Source organism: Pseudoalteromonas rhizosphaerae (genome assembly GCF_902498845.1).
In the GTDB taxonomy this organism is placed as follows: domain Bacteria; phylum Pseudomonadota; class Gammaproteobacteria; order Enterobacterales; family Alteromonadaceae; genus Pseudoalteromonas; species Pseudoalteromonas rhizosphaerae.
Genome location: NZ_CABVLM010000004.1, coordinates 21,327 through 40,135 on the forward strand (window position 1 = coordinate 21,327; position 18,809 = coordinate 40,135).

Annotated in this window: 18 protein-coding genes and 1 pseudogene; 11 read left to right on the forward strand and 8 right to left on the reverse strand. The window is 36.7% G+C overall.

Going from position 1 to position 18,809, the window contains the following annotated elements; genetic code table 11:
• Positions 1-44 precede the first annotated feature (44 nt).
• Positions 45-1,490, reverse strand: coding sequence for an exodeoxyribonuclease I (sbcB, locus tag PSR9079_RS07305; RefSeq protein ID WP_149980959.1), 1,446 nt, complete (start codon positions 1,488-1,490; stop codon positions 45-47).
• Between the two features lie 1,261 nt (positions 1,491-2,751).
• Between sbcB and PSR9079_RS07310 the strand changes: the two genes are divergently transcribed.
• Positions 2,752-3,930 (forward strand): hypothetical protein, encoded by a 1,179-nt coding sequence (locus tag PSR9079_RS07310; RefSeq protein ID WP_149980960.1) that lies wholly within the window; start codon positions 2,752-2,754, stop codon positions 3,928-3,930.
• Positions 3,931-3,978: 48 nt separating this feature from the next.
• Here the strand turns inward: PSR9079_RS07310 and PSR9079_RS07315 are convergent, their stop codons facing one another.
• On the reverse strand, positions 3,979-4,224 hold the full coding sequence (locus tag PSR9079_RS07315) for an ogr/Delta-like zinc finger family protein (protein ID WP_149980961.1): 246 nt from the start codon (positions 4,222-4,224) through the stop codon (positions 3,979-3,981).
• 124 nt (positions 4,225-4,348) lie between these two features.
• Between PSR9079_RS07315 and PSR9079_RS07320 the strand changes: the two genes are divergently transcribed.
• Positions 4,349-4,663: a hypothetical protein gene (locus PSR9079_RS07320; RefSeq protein ID WP_149980962.1), complete on the forward strand. Its 315-nt coding sequence runs from the start codon at positions 4,349-4,351 to the stop codon at positions 4,661-4,663.
• 32 nt (positions 4,664-4,695) lie between these two features.
• Here PSR9079_RS07320 and PSR9079_RS23625 read toward each other — a convergent pair whose 3' ends face one another.
• On the reverse strand, positions 4,696-4,869 hold the full coding sequence (locus tag PSR9079_RS23625; RefSeq protein WP_179959152.1) for a hypothetical protein: 174 nt from the start codon (positions 4,867-4,869) through the stop codon (positions 4,696-4,698).
• A 251-nt stretch (positions 4,870-5,120) separates the two neighbouring features.
• Here PSR9079_RS23625 and PSR9079_RS24240 point away from each other — a divergent pair, with 251 nt between their 5' ends.
• Both PSR9079_RS24240 and PSR9079_RS07330 read left to right on the forward strand, forming a co-directional pair.
• Positions 5,121-5,678, forward strand: coding sequence for a hypothetical protein (locus PSR9079_RS24240; RefSeq protein WP_246175503.1), 558 nt, complete (start codon positions 5,121-5,123; stop codon positions 5,676-5,678).
• 205 nt (positions 5,679-5,883) lie between these two features.
• Positions 5,884-6,333 carry a hypothetical protein gene (locus tag PSR9079_RS07330; RefSeq protein WP_149980963.1) on the forward strand — a complete coding sequence of 150 codons (450 nt, stop codon included), beginning with the start codon at positions 5,884-5,886 and terminating at the stop codon, positions 6,331-6,333.
• 136 nt (positions 6,334-6,469) lie between these two features.
• Here the strand turns inward: PSR9079_RS07330 and PSR9079_RS07335 are convergent.
• A pseudogene (locus PSR9079_RS07335) lies at positions 6,470-6,823 on the reverse strand (hypothetical protein); the annotation flags it as partial.
• A 161-nt stretch (positions 6,824-6,984) separates the two neighbouring features.
• Between PSR9079_RS07335 and PSR9079_RS07340 the strand changes: the two are divergent.
• The 5 genes from PSR9079_RS07340 (at position 6,985) to PSR9079_RS07360 (ending at position 11,466) form a co-directional block, all read left to right on the forward strand.
• On the forward strand, positions 6,985-7,392 hold the full coding sequence (locus PSR9079_RS07340; RefSeq protein WP_149980964.1) for a hypothetical protein: 408 nt from the start codon (positions 6,985-6,987) through the stop codon (positions 7,390-7,392).
• Between the two features lie 882 nt (positions 7,393-8,274).
• Positions 8,275-8,898 carry a hypothetical protein gene (locus tag PSR9079_RS07345; RefSeq protein WP_149980965.1) on the forward strand — a complete coding sequence of 208 codons (624 nt, stop codon included), beginning with the start codon at positions 8,275-8,277 and terminating at the stop codon, positions 8,896-8,898.
• Between the two features lie 214 nt (positions 8,899-9,112).
• On the forward strand, positions 9,113-9,520 hold the full coding sequence (locus tag PSR9079_RS07350; protein WP_149980964.1) for a hypothetical protein: 408 nt from the start codon (positions 9,113-9,115) through the stop codon (positions 9,518-9,520).
• 265 nt (positions 9,521-9,785) lie between these two features.
• Positions 9,786-10,124 (forward strand): methanolan biosynthesis protein EpsI, encoded by a 339-nt coding sequence (locus PSR9079_RS07355; protein WP_145233034.1) that lies wholly within the window; start codon positions 9,786-9,788, stop codon positions 10,122-10,124.
• Positions 10,117-11,466, forward strand: coding sequence for an SPFH domain-containing protein (locus tag PSR9079_RS07360; protein ID WP_149980966.1), 1,350 nt, complete (start codon positions 10,117-10,119; stop codon positions 11,464-11,466). The genes PSR9079_RS07355 and PSR9079_RS07360 overlap by 8 nt, the downstream gene beginning before the upstream one ends.
• Before the next feature lie 92 nt (positions 11,467-11,558).
• Here PSR9079_RS07360 and PSR9079_RS07365 read toward each other — a convergent pair whose 3' ends face one another.
• Both PSR9079_RS07365 and PSR9079_RS07370 read right to left on the reverse strand, forming a co-directional pair.
• Positions 11,559-11,804, reverse strand: a complete 246-nt coding sequence (locus tag PSR9079_RS07365; RefSeq protein ID WP_145233036.1) for a hypothetical protein — start codon at positions 11,802-11,804, stop codon at positions 11,559-11,561.
• A gap of 169 nt (positions 11,805-11,973) precedes the next feature.
• On the reverse strand, positions 11,974-12,897 hold the full coding sequence (locus tag PSR9079_RS07370) for a DMT family transporter (protein WP_149980967.1): 924 nt from the start codon (positions 12,895-12,897) through the stop codon (positions 11,974-11,976).
• A gap of 91 nt (positions 12,898-12,988) precedes the next feature.
• On the opposite strand from PSR9079_RS07370, the gene PSR9079_RS07375 reads away from it, so the two are divergent.
• Positions 12,989-13,882, forward strand: a complete 894-nt coding sequence (locus PSR9079_RS07375) for a LysR family transcriptional regulator (RefSeq protein WP_149980968.1) — start codon at positions 12,989-12,991, stop codon at positions 13,880-13,882.
• 115 nt (positions 13,883-13,997) lie between these two features.
• Positions 13,998-14,825, forward strand: coding sequence for a phytanoyl-CoA dioxygenase family protein (locus tag PSR9079_RS07380; RefSeq protein WP_149980969.1), 828 nt, complete (start codon positions 13,998-14,000; stop codon positions 14,823-14,825).
• 82 nt (positions 14,826-14,907) lie between these two features.
• Here the strand turns inward: PSR9079_RS07380 and PSR9079_RS07385 are convergent, their stop codons facing one another.
• Both PSR9079_RS07385 and PSR9079_RS07390 read right to left on the reverse strand, forming a co-directional pair.
• Positions 14,908-16,266, reverse strand: a complete 1,359-nt coding sequence (locus PSR9079_RS07385; protein ID WP_149980970.1) for a GGDEF domain-containing protein — start codon at positions 16,264-16,266, stop codon at positions 14,908-14,910.
• A 296-nt stretch (positions 16,267-16,562) separates the two neighbouring features.
• The gene (locus PSR9079_RS07390; RefSeq protein ID WP_149980971.1) at positions 16,563-18,512 is read right to left on the reverse strand and encodes a methyl-accepting chemotaxis protein; all 1,950 of its coding nucleotides are present in this window, start codon (positions 18,510-18,512) and stop codon (positions 16,563-16,565) included.
• Positions 18,513-18,809 lie beyond the last annotated feature (297 nt).

Here is an 18,809-nt window from a genome sequence, read left to right on the forward strand (position 1 = left end):
AAAAGCCGCGAATAACTCTACTCGCGGCTTTAAATCTCTGCAAACTACATACTTTGCGCGTAGTTATAAAGCGCTTTTAGAATAGTCAGATTTTTTTCATTATCGTCATGTTCATGGGCGAGATTTTCTAGCGTAACCATAAAATCTTGTGCGCTGATCGATGGTTGATCTTCACCATGCATTAATTTGTTTTGGCAATATTGACGCCACTGATCAAGTTCATCTTGATTAAGCGATTGCGGCCAATTACGGGCACGGTATTTAAACAATAAGTTATCAAACTTTTTATCTTCAAAATCCAACTTCATACCCGCTAATTGCTCAGGGCTGGCATCACGGATAATGGCAAATTTAGCTTTATCAGCATGACTGGTGAAGCCGTCGTATAACATGTAATCAGTATTGGTGGTTTTACCGTAATCGGGCTTATCGTTAAATACTTCAGTGACTTTATCGCGAAGACTTGGGTTGGCTTTTAAAATCGCAAGATTTTTTAAACACTGCTCGCGGTCAATGCCTAAACGGGCGGCGTTTTCAGGTAATAAAGTTTTAGCAGGCGCTAAAATAGGGCATTTATTTAAATGTACCAATTTTAAACCAACAGGCAGTTCATCATCGGCAAGCTCACTGCGCTTGGTATAAAGGCGGGTGCGCAACTCTTCAATTGATAAATCGAGTAATACCTGTGGATCTTCGGTTAAGTTAAAACACACTACTGCATTTTTATTAGTCGGATGAAAGCTCATCGGGGCAATCCAACTGGTACAGCCTTGGGTAGCAGGAATACGTGATGAAGTATGCACCAGCGGCGTCATATTAAATACATCAACTAACTCAGCTAAGGCTTTTTTACCGCGCAAACTAAAAAAGAAGTTATACAGTTTTGGCTGTTTTTCTTTTATTAGTTTAGCCAAAGCAATCGTCGCGGTTACATCAGATAACGCATCATGCGCCGCAGCGTGTTCAATGCCGTTAGCAACCGTTAAATGTTCCAACTTAAAGCTTGGGCTGCCATCTTCTTTTAACGGCCATTCAATACCTTCAGGGCGCAGTGCATAACAAGCACGCACTAAATCTATAATATCCCAGCGGCTGTTATTGTTTTTGTATTCGCGTTCGTAAGGGTCGTAAAAGTTACGGTAAAAGCTATAACGGCTTACTTCATCATCAAAACGAATGCTGTTATAACCGGCCACGCAGGTATTAGGCACACTAAATTCAGCATGGATCTTGGCAATAAAGTCAGCCTCAACTAAACCTTTTTGCATCGCTACTTGCGGAGTAATACCGGTGATCAAACATGCCTCAGGATGCGGTAAATAATCAGCCACAGGTTTGCAATATTCAATCAGCGGCTCACCAATAATATTTAAATCAAGATCAGTACGAACACCCGCAAACTGGCTCGGCTTATCCTTTTGCGGATTCGCCCCCCAGGTCTCATAATCGTGCCAATAAATAGTTGCTTGATTTTGCTCTTGATAAGCCATTTAAAAACCCTTTAAGTTAGCTTGAAGCGGTTGCAATACCGCCAAGTTACTAAATTCATGAATTATTTAGATTATGGCATACAGGCGAGGGAGTTTATAGGTTTGGATGATGAAATGATGGTAATCATACTTTCGCAGGTAGCTTAGCTAGAGTGTTGCGAAACTTAATCATTCATTAAAAGAAAAGCCTGCTTAAAAACTCATAACTATGAATGCATTCAATTGTAGGTTGAGTTTTAGCCCGAAAAAATTTTACTGCGAGCTACAAGAGCATTATCGTAGGCGTTAAGCTTGCTGGCGCGTTTTTTGGTCGAGAAAACAAGGGCGAGTATCAGCGTTAAAGTTTTTATAAATCAGTGATCTAAATTAAAAGCAATATTTAAATTGTTGTTGAGTTTTTTGGCCCTATAAGTAGGAGTGCGCTTTAGCCACGAATGTTTTTACTTACACGTCTCTTTCGATACTTCGAAGCCCCATTCTTTATCTATGAAATCAATACCTGTCCTTCGATTTTTTTATAAATTGTTAGAACTAAGGTTAATACATTAGTCTCGGAAAAAAAGTCATATTAAGGTACGAGATGTAAGGGCTAAATTTCTTTAGCCCTTTCTAATTACATTGCTAAAAATGAACTGATTGCAATTATTAAATGTATAACGTTAATAATTGCACGATCTGAAATCTCTAAGGATAAATTGATTTTCAATTTATTATCCTCCAATTTTTAGATGTGGCTTGCTCAAGATTCCAGAATAAGTTACGCTCTTTTTGCAAACCTAAGCGCTTAGCTGAAATCTTAGCAAGTGACTTTACTAACACCATATTGGCGTATGGTGTTAGTTCCTCCCCTGAAAGTACACACTATATGTAGTATAATTTTCAAGTTCCGTAACAAGATAGAGTGGTACGCGATCATTTGCAAGGGGCATAAACGCCCCTAATTGTGGATAAAGATGGGATAACACGCATGTGTTAGTAGTCATTAACCTTTGACCATCTGATAAAAATGAAATATTTATAAATCAACTCACTATCGATTAAATTTAGCTATTTGAAAAATAAATTTCGTCTGCTTTTTTTATCAACGGTTTTGGTTAATAATTTGCAAAACCCACAAAAGGGACTAACTTTAAAAGTGACTATTATTGTAGTTAAAAACTTCAAATCTAAAAAGGCTGACATGGGATGTCGGCCTTTTTTATTTTTGCAAATTTCACTTTAGATTCTATGCTTTAGTAATAAATAGAAAAGGATTTCAAAAATGAAACATTCCTCATTACTAATATGTATACTTTCTTTAGCTCTAAGCGCATGCACTAGCCACAAATTAAATCAAAATAAGTACATTACTGAAGAGCATATTCGAAAAGTTCCAGAGGCAGAGCTAGCTAATAGGAATACTTCTTATAAAGCATATAAAGATGCTATTAAACCGGGGGCAACCAGAGAAAATTTCGAGGACTTTGTAGCTGAAGGTATTTTGCTAACTAGAGCAAATTGTTTAAATACATTACACGATATAGTGTATAGCAATAAAAACAATAGATGGGTGAAGGATCAATTTTTAATAGGCACAGTATTAGCATCCGGTTTGATGGCAATAAATGGTGCTTCAGCAAGTTCATTCGAGAAGTTGGCACTAGGGACGAGCTTTTTAGTAAGTTCGTCAGAGCTGTACAATAATTATTACTTACTGGGACCTGACGCAGAAGGTGTAATTTCTCTGGTAGAAAAAGCATTAAATGTCCAACAAAAATATGCATTAAATGCGCCCTCAGATAGCTTTACAAAAGCAGCTCAATTAATTTTGGATTATTCATATGTATGTTCTTCATCAAAGATAGATGAGCTTGTCAAAGACTCGCTGAGAGTGGCAAAAATTAAAAGCCCTACGAGTGAATCGTATAATATAATTTTGCTCGATTCACTAAGAGAGGTATTAAAGGTTGGCTCGTTAACTGAAAAGCAGCTAAGTGCAATTTATTATGTAATTGAAGTTGGTACAACTGTTGCGGAAGGAAATAACGAAGTGAAGCGCGTATTAGGGGAGGTTTTAACTGCTCTCAAAGGTGAACCTGATAAATTTAATTCTGCCCAAAGATTGTTTCTAAACCTGCCAAATACAGTAAAAGATACTTTAAATGAATCTGTGACCTATTGGAGGGAAGAAAAACTAAAGCAGGAGGTAGAAGCATTTTTCAATAAAAAGAAGAATGACATTAGCAATTTAAGTTTAAGTGATATTAAAGGTATACATGGTGATGCCCCCCAAAACATTGATGATAGAAAATGGGCTGCTGCGCAAACAGAATTCCGTAACTTATCTTATGAATTAATAAAATTTATTGAAGATGATAAATTTGACAAAGTAAAATTTAAACACCTAAATTTATCAAGAGCAGACCAGGGTTCAAATATAGTATCTATAGAAAATAACTAGTTAAATTAATATACAAATCAAAAGCTTTTATTAAATGTATAAATAGATCTAAAACCCAATTAATTCGAGTTGTTGTTCTCGAGGTAGGTTTTTAATAAGCGCCACAGCCAGTTCTTGCGTGCTTTTTACAGGCGGGTTTAAGAAGTGATCAAACGATTGGGTAATACGAAAAGTAGCGCCGCATTCTTTAGTATTTGTGCACGAGCAATATAAATTAACCACATGCGAGCTTTGCTTTTCACGCGATGTGATCGTCGCTTTAGCTTCGCAATTTGGACAAGTAACCCGCGCCATAATAACCACCCATCGTTAATAAAAATCACTGTTATTATATACAGTATTGATAAGGTTTCCAAAAAGAGTTTAACTATTCAATAGAATGAATGATAAATGTAATTTTACTTTAAATGGAGTTGGTATGAGTATTAGTTATGGTTGGGAAAAGCTGTATTTGGCAATTGATTGTCTTACAAGTGAAGGAGATCAGACGGGTAGACTTGTCGATGCTGTTTCATTTAATTTAGCGCAAATAACATCAGAGAATGACTTACCAGAAAGTCTAAAACTACGATTTGATAATTTAATGGAATCATTTAGAGCAGTTCAGCCAACACAAAATGAAGGTTTGTTTAGAGCAACAATAAATTCCTTCAGTGCAATGGAAAGGAAAGCTGCTGTTGAAGAAATAATTAGTTTATACACAGAAATATCTAAACATAGAGAATTAATATAATTTTAAGGCGCGATTTTTTGCGCCTTAAAATCTTAAGCACTCGGTGCTAAATCAAAGTTAAGCTGCAATTTGCTTCCAATTTCAGGATGCCGTGCCACTTCGTCCATCATTAATTTAATCAGCGGCTTAGTTTCGTTTTTAAAATACATGGCATCGTACTTAGTCGGGTCGCTAAGGCCCGCCGAAAAGTGTGGGCTGAGAACCAAAAGGCTCCAAAATTCACTCCTCCTCGCCTTCCGCTTTCGTGCAAAAAACGCGTCAAATTGACAACCCCAGTGACATGCAATTAATCGCCAGCCAGCCCAGCAAAAGGATCTGTGAGCAATTTTAAAAAGATCGCGTTGTCAAAAAGTGACAATGTTTGACAATAAAGTGACAACAAAAAGATCATATAGCTGGTGATTTATCTAATATTGAAATATCATTAGTTTATTATCAGTTAAGTGATAAATAAATTATGAAATATTTGCATAAAGGCTCACAAAGCCAAGAGCGATTAGATGCACTTTTATCGTTTGGTAAAAGCACCAGTGAAGATATAAAAGCAGCACTCAGTGATTACTTAGTTCGCGGTATTAGCAAGACCAATGCAGCAACGCTGAATGGTGTGCCAGGTCCAAATTTTACAAGAGCGCTTAAGCGCCTTGAAGTTGTTGCAGGGAAATTTGAAAACGCATTAGAAATTGAATGGTACTCACAAAGGCAAAATATGAAATTAGAATTAATAAAAGAAAGAATTGACGCTTTATTGATTGAGTTAAACTTACTGTTAGCTAATGAAAGTTTTTCAGATGCAGAGTGGGAAACTCATAACGATAGGATAGTTAAAAGGCTAGATCTTGAAATTAACCATATTGGTACAAGCAAACGCACTACTGAGAATGAACATGTGTTTTTGGCCGAAGCATATGGCGAAGTGTTGAAAATATTAGAAAATAAAGATGAACAGGTAGATGAAAAATTTATCGACTGCATAGATGTGCTTGAATATTGGAAAAGCCAAACACCTATTTGATTTCACTATTAATAAAGTCTAAATTATTTATTTCAAAATAAAATTTTGTGGCGAAAAGCGAGATACTTTGCTACTTATACAATATAAAGTATGAGGGACAAATATCCCTATTTCTTGATCAAGCTATATGGTTTTAGCACTAACTTAAATAAAAAGTTATAAGTAGCCCTTAACTATTAGTTATTTTTTATGAGGTTTTAATTAAATGGATGTTGATGATAAGTTTCTTGAATTGAAAGTAAGACTAAATAATGAATCTATAAAATATCGAAGGCTGGCTAGAGTTCATACGACACTAATGTTTTTAATGTACTCAATTTGTATTTTATCTAGTTTAGCTTCAGCTATCCTTGTTGCTTCAGGTGCATTGCCAAATATGTTCCTTGCCTCGCTCACAGCTTTACCTGGAGCTGCTATATTATGTACAACTGTTTTTCGATTTAAAGAACATTCTGAATGGCATTATCTTAAAACCAGAAGACTTGAGAACTTCCTGTATCAGTTAGAATATGAAGGCGTGCCTATATCTGAAGTTAGTAAAATGGTTAGAGAATTTCATGAAGCAATGGAAAGCTCTTGGCCAAGCTTTGGTAGGTTTAATACTGAAGAATCTACAGAAGACAGAAAGGGCAAAGTTGTTAACACCGCAGGCTAAAAAGGCATACAATATTACGAATCATAAGAATATGCCATTTTTGGAAGTTCTAAAGTCTTATTGTGCATAAATAAGTTATACAACACAACTAGGCATCTAAAACTTGTCTGTTGATACAAAAATGAAGTGTTAATCCCTAACTAGCATTTTTCTTCATATTGCTGCTCTTACCACCCCAAAACGCTCTAAACAATCGCATTAACCCGAGTGTTGAAACCGCAATACCTACAATCACAAATTCAAAGTACCAGGGCGCGCCATTATAGCCCATGGCCTGCCAGCCCTTGCTCATATAAGGCTGCATGGCCGGTATAAAATGGCACACAAACAAACCCAAAAAGAATAGAATGATCACTTCATCCATCATTGTTTTGTCGCGGTTCTTTAAAACCAGCAGGTCATAATCAGCGTCGTTTTGCTCGGCTTGCATGCAGCGCTTTGCTTTAGCATTAAACTGGGCAATATTAAAGTTGTTTTCAGCGCGGGCTAAGTAAGACTATGACAAAGTTATTAGACTAAAGTCTATAAGTTAATTTTCTTCACCTATCGGGTTTAGTTTTATCGTTTGTCGAAATTGAGTCAACACTCTAAAGTTCAGTTGTCGGCAACGCAGACGACATGACACGACTCAAACCAAATAGGAATATAATCATGAAACGTTCACTAATCAAAACCATCGCACTTGGCTCATTATTTACTTGCTCAGCGGCTGTTATGGCTGATCAAAGTGATTACAAATTAATGATTATTGATAATGCGGCAGCGTCTCAGCCAGTTGAACAATCATTTAATAACTGCGCATTAAATGTGAAATCAAAAAATTATGCACAAGCAGATGAAATTTGTACCAAAGCAATTGCATTGCTAAAGCAAAGTAATGGTCCACGTATGAAAGTTCGCGAACTAACGTCATTTGCATTAAGCAACCGTGGTGTGTCACGTATGATGGCAAACAATGATACGGCTGGTCTTTCTGATTTATACGAAGCGGCACAAATCGCTGATAGCGAAATGGTTTCTCATAACCTGACGCGCGCTAAAGAGTACCTTTCTCTATAAGCTATTGCTGTATTGCCAGAAGCGTATTACTAAGAAACCCATGTTGATTATTCAATGTGGGTTTTTGCGTTTTAATTGGGCATTAATTGCCAATTAAGCTTTTGCTAAATTGATGGTTTAAGTGTGACTTAATCTCGCTTATTTAGCTGAAAAACGCGATGCAAATTTTGTATGTTTGTACGTGTTTAATTTTAGATAAGGCGTATTGCTTGTATTAATGTTTTGTATTCTACCGTTGTTAAACACTCGCTTTAAATTAAAGTAAAACCACTTTTATATCAGTGCATTAAATATGGTTTTTAGACTGGGTGCTACGGGTTAGTTTTCTTCATCTATTGGTTTTATTTATATCGTTTGTAGAAATTATGCCTGCACTCTAAAGTGTAGTTGTCGGCAACAAACACGACTAACCTAATAGGAATATTATTATGAACAAGCTAAAACGATTTGCACTAAAGCAATTGCACTTTTACAAAAAAGCAGTGAGTCATAATTTAGAGTACATGAGTTTACAGCATAAAAAGTGATTAACTGCGTACTACCCACGATCACGACCAATAATATAGTTGGCTGTTGTGATCTATAAAGCCGCAAAGCTACAGATAGCGAAATGGTTTTATAATAAGCTGGCGCGTGTGAAAGAACCCCTTTTTTATAATAATTTAATCGTTATAAACGAAATACAAAAAGCCACGTTGGTTAATGCCAACGTGGCTTTTGTAGTTTAGTGGCGTTTATTAAATGTATGAAGTTGATAGTACGTTTATTTATGTAAATTTTATCTTTATTTTAGGTACGTTTTGTGATTAAAATTGCTAGGTATTTATACCATCCATTGCCTAGAAATACGGCATTTTAATGAATGAAATAAAGGATTAAAAAATGGGTTATGATGTAACTTTTCATGCAATTTCAAAAAGTGAATTAAAAAAATATGTCTTCGATGTTCTAGACGATCCTAGTCTAGCTGCAGAACGATCTAAAGATATTGACGAAAATGAAGATAATCAAGAGTACATACAAAGCATTTATGACAATATGCTGCAATGGATAAGCTCTTCCCCGCAAAAATGTGACGACTTTGCTGAAACCTTCTCATTTGCTATTGCAGCAATATCTGGTTACCTTCATGATTTTTATTATTCGCGAAATTTTGCTTTATCTTTCATTGAAGGGGAGCATCGAGTGAATTTTCTTAAAAGCTATAATGCAATTAATGATTCGCCACTAAGTAATTATAGAGATGTAAGTGGTGGTGCTATTTCAAGTAATTATTCTGGTTCAGGTTTTAGTGATGATCCAAAGGCAATTCTAGAGTTTGTAGAAAATCACGAATTAGCTGTAGATGAAGATGCCTTAGATTCTTTAAAAAGATCTTTAAATTACTGCATTGACAATGACTTGCTCTTTATTGAAGCGAGTGATCTTGTGGTTCCTTTTACAAATGAGAGTTATACCAACACTAGTAAAATGAAAGCTCATTTTCTTGATAACATAACAAGCTAAGCTATTAATTCACTCATTAATATGGGGGAATTATGTGTTCACAGTCTGATTTATATGGCTTTTTAATGTGATTGTTGCTGCATCATTAGACTAAAGTCTATAAGTTAAGTTTCTTCACCTATCGGATTTATTTTTATCGTTTGTCGAAATTGAGCTAACACTCTAAAGTTTAGTTGTCGGCAACAGATACGACGTAACCAATAGGAATATAATCATGAAACGTTCACTAATCAAAACCATCGCACTTGGCTCATTATTTACTTGCTCAGCGGCTGTTATGGCTGATCAAAGTGATTACAAATTAATGATTATTGATAATGCGGCAGCGTCTCAGCCAGTAGAACAATCATTTAATAACTGCGCATTAAATGTGAAATCAAAAAATTATGCACAAGCAGATGAAATTTGTACCAAAGCAATTGCATTGCTAAAGCAAAGTAATGGTCCACGTATGAAAGTTCGCGAGCTAACATCATTTGCATTAAGCAACCGTGGTGTGTCACGTATGATGGCAAACAATGATACGGCTGGTCTTTCTGATTTATACGAAGCGGCACAAATCGCTGATAGCGAAATGGTTTCTCATAACCTGACGCGCGCTAAAGAGTACCTTTCTTTATAATTGTTTTTATAAACGATTAAAGACAAAACCACGTTAGGCTAAGCCAACGTGGTTTTTTGTTTTTTAAAGTGTTTCTCTTCTGAGCCAACCGTAAAACTCACTTATATGTTATTACTTATACAATTAGAGAAATTATATTTCTTCTTGGTATTTTAAAACCTGCATTTTGTTCCTGTTACCTTGTATAATACTCGGCTTAACAGGTGTAAACCATTTTTACACTTATTACCAACCCCCCAATATTAAAACAATATAAGTAGATTTTATGATTTTTTACCTTATTGGGATAACGATACTCATCATTATTTTGTGCGCTGCTTTGTATATAATTTACAGTAACATGCATAAAAATAGGATTAATAAATCTAAAGAATACAATGTGTTATTTGATAAAGACACGATTGTAGATGAGTTAATTACCCAGCTAACAGAAAAGAATAAAACCCAAGAAACCGAAAATGAAGTGCTTAAAAGCAAAGAAGATATTTTAACAACTTTCATCGAGTTGCATCGCTCTGGTAGTTTTTGCGGGCAACTAAGTGAGCAAGAAATTATTTACTTTGTTAAGAAAAAATTAGATATGGAGAGTAATAAAAATGGATAGTCAGCAAGCTGTAACCCCTCAAGGCAATAAGAGTTCTTTTATAAGTCGATTTGGTCGTCGTAATGTTATTTTAGTGAGTGCTATTTTTATAGTATTAGCTGTAATTGCTACGCTTATGTCGCAAGTTATTTCATGGAATGAAGCTGATGAACGTTTAGTTCATCAATCGGCATTTACGGGTAACTTAACTGTTATCGATCAGGCTGGACCTTATTTAAAAGCTTTTGGTTCTACATCTGCTTATAAAAAAGTTATTTCAATTAACTTTACTGGCGACAGTAGTGCTACAGCAAGCGCCATTGTGCCGCTAATTCCGATTCGATTTTTAGATACAACAACAGGCGGTGCAAGAGGGGTGTCGCGATTTAGGTTACCTGGTAATGTGCCTGCTGGTGAATCTGGTTCTTTACGTGGATTACTTAAGATCCATGAAGAGTTTGGTTCGCAAGAAACCTTGATCTCAAACTTATTAATGCGCGCTACCACTGAAAATGTAAAGGCATCTGCGCGGATGATGTCTGTAGAGCAGCATTATTCTGGTGGTAATGGTCAATTAAGCCAAGATTTTGCAGATCAACTTACTAATGGTATTTTTGTGACTGAACAAATTATTAGTAGCGGTGAACGTGATAAAACGGATGAGTTAAATAATTTGAGTAAACAGCAACGTGTCACGATCAATATCAAAAAGGATTCAGAAGGTAATGCATTACGTAATGCGCCTATTTTAGGTGCGTATGGTATTACAGTGGTTGACGCCAGTATTATTGATATTGACTACGAAAGTAAGGTTAATGCAAGACTTGAGGCACAAAAGCAAGCGGCTGCTGATGAAGCTTTAGCAAGACAGAATTTAAAAAAAGCTGAACAACAAGCCCGTACTGAAGTTGCTCTAGGTGAACAAGCGATTGCTAAACAGCGCGCAGAATCAGAAAAGTTAAAAATCAAAGAACAAATTGATGCTGAACGAGTAAAAGCGAATGCAATTATTTCTGCGCAGCAACGCGTAGCGGTGAAAGCTGAATTGGCTAAAGAGCAAGCAGAGATCTTAAAACAGCAGCGCTTAGAAGCGATGGGGATGGATGTACTTGCCGAAGCGCGTCAACGAGCTAAATCGGCAGCCCTTGATCCTAAGTATGTGTTTGATGAAACACTAAAAGCTGAAGTTAAAATTCAAACTGCTTTATTCACCAGTTTAGGTAATAGTCGTTTAGTGCCTGAAATTGTAATAGGTGCCGGGCAGGGCGAGCAAAGCAATGGCTCTGAGTTTATGCGCATACTTGCAGCGGATGCAGCATTGAGCTTACAAAAGCGTTTAGATAAAGATAAAAAAACAAAGTAGAACAGTAAATTGTATTTAATAGCCCTAGTCAACTAGGGCTTTTTTATGTGATTAGCTTTAGTAAACTATAGGCTAACGTCTTGATTTAATATTTAAAACTTTGGACATAAAGCGTGATCAAAGCCTTTTTCAGTTAATAAAAAAGTCGCGCTTGGGGTAGCAAAAATATAGCCTTCGTAGTTAAGAAACGCAATTGTGCCTTTAACTGATTCGATTTGCTCTGCTGATGCACTTTCTATAATAGCTTTCGGATCTAAATTGACTGGTGTTGGAAACTGCTGATAAAGCTGCTTAAAAATTAAGGTGGCGATAGTTTTAAAGGTGTCGTTATTTTTCATTTTTTTGCTCTTTGGTGTTTATGTGTGCTGCTAATGCATTATTGTAACTCTTTCTATTTAAAGAGTAACTGCCACACTTACCTGTTGATCCTAAAATAATACGCGGTTAAATAGCGATAGAGTTGCAGGTAACTCATCGCTATATCATGAGCTGGTGCTGTATTACTTGTTATTTACAAGGTTCAGGAATGCGTTTTGGGGTAACAATTCGTGGCATTAATAAGCCGATGATCACAACAATAATGCCAATTAATTGTAGTTCTGTAATTGGTTGGCCCATCAAAAATGCTGTTAACATGGCAAATACCGGAACGAAGTTAAAAAATAACGACGCATTCGCTGAGCCAAGTTGGCGTATGCCATTAAGCCACAGAAGATAGCCGGCAACAGTTCCAAATAAGCCAATATAAATAACATCGATAATACCTACCATTGAGCTATTACTGAGTTCGCTAAGCGGGTGTACATTGGCGGTCACTAAACACATTAAGCTAATGATTGTTGCACCACTTAGCATACTAACAAAAGTATAAGGCAATACAGGCATGTACTGATTGATACCTTGGCTAAAGTAAGTGTATGAACTCCAAGCTAACATACCTAAAAAGATCATTTTGTCGCCGGCATTGATTTGCATATTCAAAAGCACGGCTAAGTCGCCATTGGTGATAACTAATAATACACCTGATAGGCTAACGATTAAGCTAAAACATTGTGCTGCAGTAGGCATTGAGCGCTTTGCAACTGAGCTTATTAATGAGGTTGCAAGTGGGCTCAGCGCCATTATTAACGAGCCGTTTGCGGCACTGGTATGTTCCAGCCCGGTAAATAAACCGAGGTTTAAGCCACCTACGCCAACAGCACTAACAATAATCACCCAAGCCCATTGGTTGAACGTTAAACTCGGTTTTGCACTGTTAATTATTTTTAAGTAGATAGCCAAGCAGATTGCGGCAATACTAAAGCGCCAAAATACTAAAGTCAGTGCGTGTACTTGATTTAATGCATGTTTACCAATAGGAAAACAACTTCCCCAAAAAAATGCACATAATAACAGGAGTAAAATAGCTTTTGTGTTGGCTGAGAAGTTCATCAGCAATCCAGAGATGTTGAAAAGTTGCGGCAAGTGTATTACTTTCCATAATGTGGATAAACAAGCAAAAATAAGAGAGTAGATTCCAAAAATGAAATATAGATATTCACTAGACGATTTACGCTATTTTTGTATTGTTGCCCATTTAAAAAGTTTTAAAGATGCTGCACTGGCTTTATCAGTGCCTTTATCAACATTGAGCCGTCGTATTCGACAACTTGAAGATGATTTACAGCTTAGATTGTTAAACCGTGATGCTCATCGCGTATCGCTGACCCATATGGGGGAGCTGTATTACCAACGTTCGAGTGCATTGTTTGCTGAGTTAGATGGCATTAATGATGATCTTCATATCGAGAAGAATCAACCGAAAGGTAAGATCATAATCAGTGCACCTATTAATGCCGGCTCGCAATTTTTAAGGGATATTTTTTATGATTTTTTACTGCAATATCCTGAGATCCAACTAGATATTAGGCTCTCGAATACTTTAATTGATATTGAAGCGCAAGCAATGGATGTGGTGTTTAGGGTGGGTAATACGGTGGTTGATAATTGGATTGCGAGGCCACTAAAAGATATTCACTTTATTTTGTGCAGTAATTCGCAGACGGTGGCCGACAGTGTTAAGCATCCCACTGATTTATGTGCAAAAAGCGCTGTGATTTGCCAGCCGATGTCTATTTGGCAATTAGTAAATAAACAAAATGATGACGCTTATGATTTTCAACCCAGTAAGGGCATTCGTTTAGAGCTTGATGAAATTCAAATGCTCACACACGCGGTTAAAAAAGGCTTGGGGATTGGTTATATTCCTGACTATTATGCATTACCAATGATAGCTCAAGGTGAGCTTCAGCATGTTTTGCCTGATTGGCAAAGCAAGGCACGCACTTTATTTATGTTATATCGGGATCGTGACCATATACCATTGCGCGTCAGATTATTCATCGAATATGTGCTAGCTAGATTTGAGCAAGGTTAGTATGCTTTTTTATGACTTTTCTGAACTGTTGGGCAAGTGAAATACAGCCTGTTTAGTTATTAATAGCGCCGGACTACAAATTTAAGTACCTGTATATTAAAAGGAGATATTAAATATGCAAACCAATTTAGTGGTTGAACGGTTTAAGCAGCAGGGTTTTGTAAAAATTAAACAAGTACTTAAACCAAGTGTAATCACAAAACTGCAGCACTTTTGTGATGAGCTGGTTGCTCAAGCACAGTCACACTATGTAGCCGGTTTACCATTTGATAATATTGCTGTTATGCAAACTGCAGATGAGCCTTTTGTGTATCGCGTTAATGAGCTTTTTCAATTTCAGCCACAATTTGCTCATCTGCTAGCGCAAACCAAACTAATGAGTTACGTTGAAGCGATTATCGGCGAAGCTGTTTTACCTAGCTATGAGTCACTTGTGATAAAAAATTCATTAGATGCACGCGGATTTGATTGGCACCGCGATATGGCGGTGAGAACTCAAGAGCCTATTTTTACCGTGGGGGTGTATTTAGATGATGCAATAGCGCAGCAAGGGGCGTTAACAGTGATCCCGCAGTCTCATTGTAGCCAAGCAAGTGTGTGTGATTTAAAGCGCCAGCTATCCATTGCACAATTACAAAGTGTGGATATTACGGCCAATGCCGGTGATGTGGTAATTCACCATGTAAACACGGTTCATGCATCAGGTAGACAGAAAGGTTCAGCTATACGTAGAACGATCTATTTTGAGTTCAGAGCAGTATCACATTTTATTGATAATCCGTGCTTTCCTAGTGAGTGGGTCGAAAAGCGGCAAGCGTTAATGGCTAACCTCAACGCGCTTAATTCAGCTGATATGGCTAATAATGTGCAGCTACCCAATGATTTGTATGTAACTCAAGTACAAATAGAGCCGGCAGAATATTGTATTGAGTTTGCCAGTTAACAGTATCAACATAGGTATTTACATGTGTGTAAAGCCAGCCTAAATATATAAATTTGCTCTGAACTAATACAGCCAGTACAAGTTAAGCGACTACGATACAATTACGACCTTGTGCTTTTGCCTCATAGAGTGCTTTATCTGCGCGATTAAAAATAACTGAACTCGAGTCATCTGCCTGATAACATGTTAGCCCAAAGCTTGCGGTCACTTTAGGTAAGCTCACTTCATCTAATTCGCTAATATACACTCGTAATCGCTCTGCAAGTTGATGGGCTTGTTGCTTATCTTGTGTGGGGGAAATAATTGCAAACTCTTCGCCACCGATACGAAACAGCATATCCATGGTGCGTATTTGTGGCTGTAATTGTGTCGCAAGATGTTTTAATAACTTATCACCTATTTGATGGCCATATTGGTCGTTAACTTGTTTAAAGTGATCAATATCCAATATTATTAAAGCAAATAGATATTCGCTTCGTGCTGCCATATTGATCTGGTTTTCTATTTGTTCTTCCCACTTGTGTCGGTTAAATACACCGGTTAAGCGATCTTGGGTTGCTAATATTATTAATTGTTTTTCAATTTCCTCACGGCTAGTCATTTCCTGATTCAAACGTGATATAACAATTTTTATATCGTGTTCTAATGCTGCAAGCTCATCTTTAGTTTTGATCTTTTTTTGAAGTTCCAAGGGTAACTCATGGTGTTCAACAGAAGAGTTTAACGTTTCGATATTAGATTGGATGCGTTGAATACGACGTAAAATAATTTGAATAATAAAGGTCGTTAACAGCAAGCCTAGGATGATGGCGCATATACCGAGTAAGCTGCTGACAAATAGAAAGTCTTTTTCGTGCTGATCTGTGTAATACGCATCATCAGAGGTTAATTTATTTAATTGCGCTATTATTTGCTTTTCTGCACTTTCTAGCTCAGTTGCCATTGTTTCGACTTGCAACCGCGCTTGCTCAGTAAGTTGATTTTGTTGGTAAACATTTTCTAAATAGTTTTCGAACTCGTCACTTTTTTGCGTATAGTTTTCAATTGTGGTGGCCACTTTTTGATGTGCTTCAGGCTGTAATATGACTTCTTTTAATGCTAATGAGTGATTAATCATTGCTACCGCTTTATCGAGCAATTGTTTTATTTTTTGTTTTTCAAAAGCAAATTGTTGATGTGGGTTGAGCGGCTTATCATCAATTTTGTTTTTTAGTTGAAATTGCTCAAATTGCAGGTGTTGTTCAAGCTCTATGAATTCCACTTGTTGCATTAACTGACTTAACGGAATATCAAGAAAAGCCACTACGCGCATTTCACGCTCTATTTGATTTACTTTATAGGCCGAAAAAACAATAACACAAAACAAAAACGTTAATAAAAAAACAAATAATCCACCAATTTTTTGCTTTATTGACGCATTGTACCAGTTGAATACCGACATAAAGTTCCTCACTGCTTAATAGTCCCTCAAGTATAGTTTAAAAAGCGCGTAATTTAGCTTATTCAGTATGACCACAGCAAGCATTAATTATTCTGATCTGTTGATGATAAATCTATCTCTGGCTGGAGAGTAAAACGAATATTGATTTTTAATCAACATGTTATTAAATATTTAAACCAAAGCTCAAGCTAACTATATATTTGGTAAAGGGTTATGGAGCTCTACAAGTCATTTTGGCTGGCACTGTAACTGTGCGGTAATTAATCTTCACCACACAGTTACATATAAAAATGACGTTAAACAGTAAATTTAACGATCAATTGATTTAATTGCGTTGCTAAACGGGCGATATCCTCACTCGAACTCTTCGTTTGACTTGCTGCAACTGAGTTTTCTTGAGAAATAGTTTTCACATTGACAACATTTTGATTAATGCTTTCGGCGACAGAGCTTTGTTGCTCTGCGGCGCTGGCTATTTGTATATTCATGTCGTTTATGATTGAAATACTATTTGTAATTGACTCAAGTGCTGCACTGGCTTTTTCAGATTGAGTAACACATGCTAAGGCATTTTCTTTACCTATACCCATTGTTGCCACGGTACTTTGGGTGCCAGCTTGTAGCTGTTGGATGATGTTGTGTATTTCACCCGTTGAATTTTGCGTTCTAGATGCTAGTGAACGTACTTCATCGGCAACAACTGCAAAGCCTCGACCTTGCTCACCAGCTCTGGCAGCTTCAATAGCAGCATTTAAGGCTAACAAGTTAGTTTGCTCGGCAATCGCTTTGATCACATCTAATATCGTGCTAATGCTCTCAACAGATTGTTGCACACCGCTTAACTCGGACGATGAATCATTAATATTACTTGAAAGTTTATTTATTGAGGAAATTGTTTCTTTGACAACTTGGTAACCCAATACGGCTTCGTTACTTGCAGTATTTGCTGCATCGGCTGCTTGAGCTGCGTTATTAGCTACATCACGCACAGTAATGGTCATCTCATTCATAGCGGTTGCAACCATATCTGTTTCAGATTCTTGATTGCGGATCCCTTGCGAGGTTTGATCTGTTACCGCAGCAAGCTCTTGTGAAGCAGACTCAAGCTCATTACTTGCATTTGTAATCGTAGAGATCATTGCTTTTAAATTGTTTGCTGTATTGGTAATAGCATTAAGTAGCAAGCCAGTTTCGTCGTTTGCAGTGTTTTGTATATTTATATTAAGTTGACCTTTTGCTAGCTGATTTGCAGCTGCTACTGCTTCATGAATTGGCTTGGTAATAATGCGGGATAACATCATTGCAGCTGCAATACCGATAACAATAGCGAGTAGCGATATTGATAATAAAAAATAGAAGCTATAACTAATAGCCTCTTTTAATTCAGTGCCAAGAGCGGTTTGCTTACTCAGCATTTCCAACTTAATGTCTTCAATTAGATTCGCGACTTTTGGGCCAATCATGTCTAAAGTCTTTTTAGAAATATCGTTTTGCTTAATTAACAGCTCATTAAGCTCTTTAAGGTGATTAATATATGAGTTATAGCTTTGCATCGCTTTTTTAAGAGATGCTCTTCTTTGCGGATTTTGTAGATTGCTATCGAGCGTGTCTAACTCGCCTTTTAGATCGTTGACTAAAAAGTTCATTGCAGCTTGGTAGTCCTTGTTGTTAACCGACTCAATAAACTTAAGTACAAAAACCCGACCGGTAAGCATTGAACTTAGTGCATTTGCGCCCTGATACGAAGAAGTCAGGCTGTTATCAGTAAACGCCGTGTCGGTAATTGAATCTAATTCACGGCGCATTTCTTCGCCGTATTTACTAAGGGCAGGTATACGTTCATTTTGTATATCACGCATTAATACCACAACGCTCTCAAACGCCTGATTATATTCTTTAATCAACTGTAATATTTGGTTAATGTCAGCATTTATTCTTGGGTCGCTGATATTATTTTTGCTATCAGTAGTAAATTGCACTGTGGCATTAAAGCGTTCTTTGAAGTCGCTTATTGATTTGTCATCTTTATTTCGTAAAAATTGATAGGCTGACATTCGCATCATCAACATATTGGCCTGAATTCTACCTGCTAGAGTAGTGATTTGCGTTATTTTTTGGTATTCATCTGTTTCTGTGCTGGCTTTTTGTAATGCTGTCATGCTGATGCCAACAACGACTAATAACAAACAAAGTACCGTTGCAAAGCCAACACCTATTTTTTTCCCTAAGTTTAAATTTTTGAACATTGGTAATCACACCTTCTAATTGGGGTTTGGCATATTACATTCATAACAGTGAAGGCGGGGACGCTGTAAAGAACACAATACTAAGTATTTTTTTAACTATTAATACAATTTCAACTGTGGATAATAAATCTATTTCCAGCGTTCTATTTTTTTATTTTCTTTAAAAATCAAGTTTTTATATAGAAAGTTCATTTTATTGTCACTGGAAGTCTCTGGATGGAAATATGAAATATAAGTTTATAAAATAAGATCAACCTGTTAGTGCATATGTTAACCAGAGTTCAGGTTGATATAGAA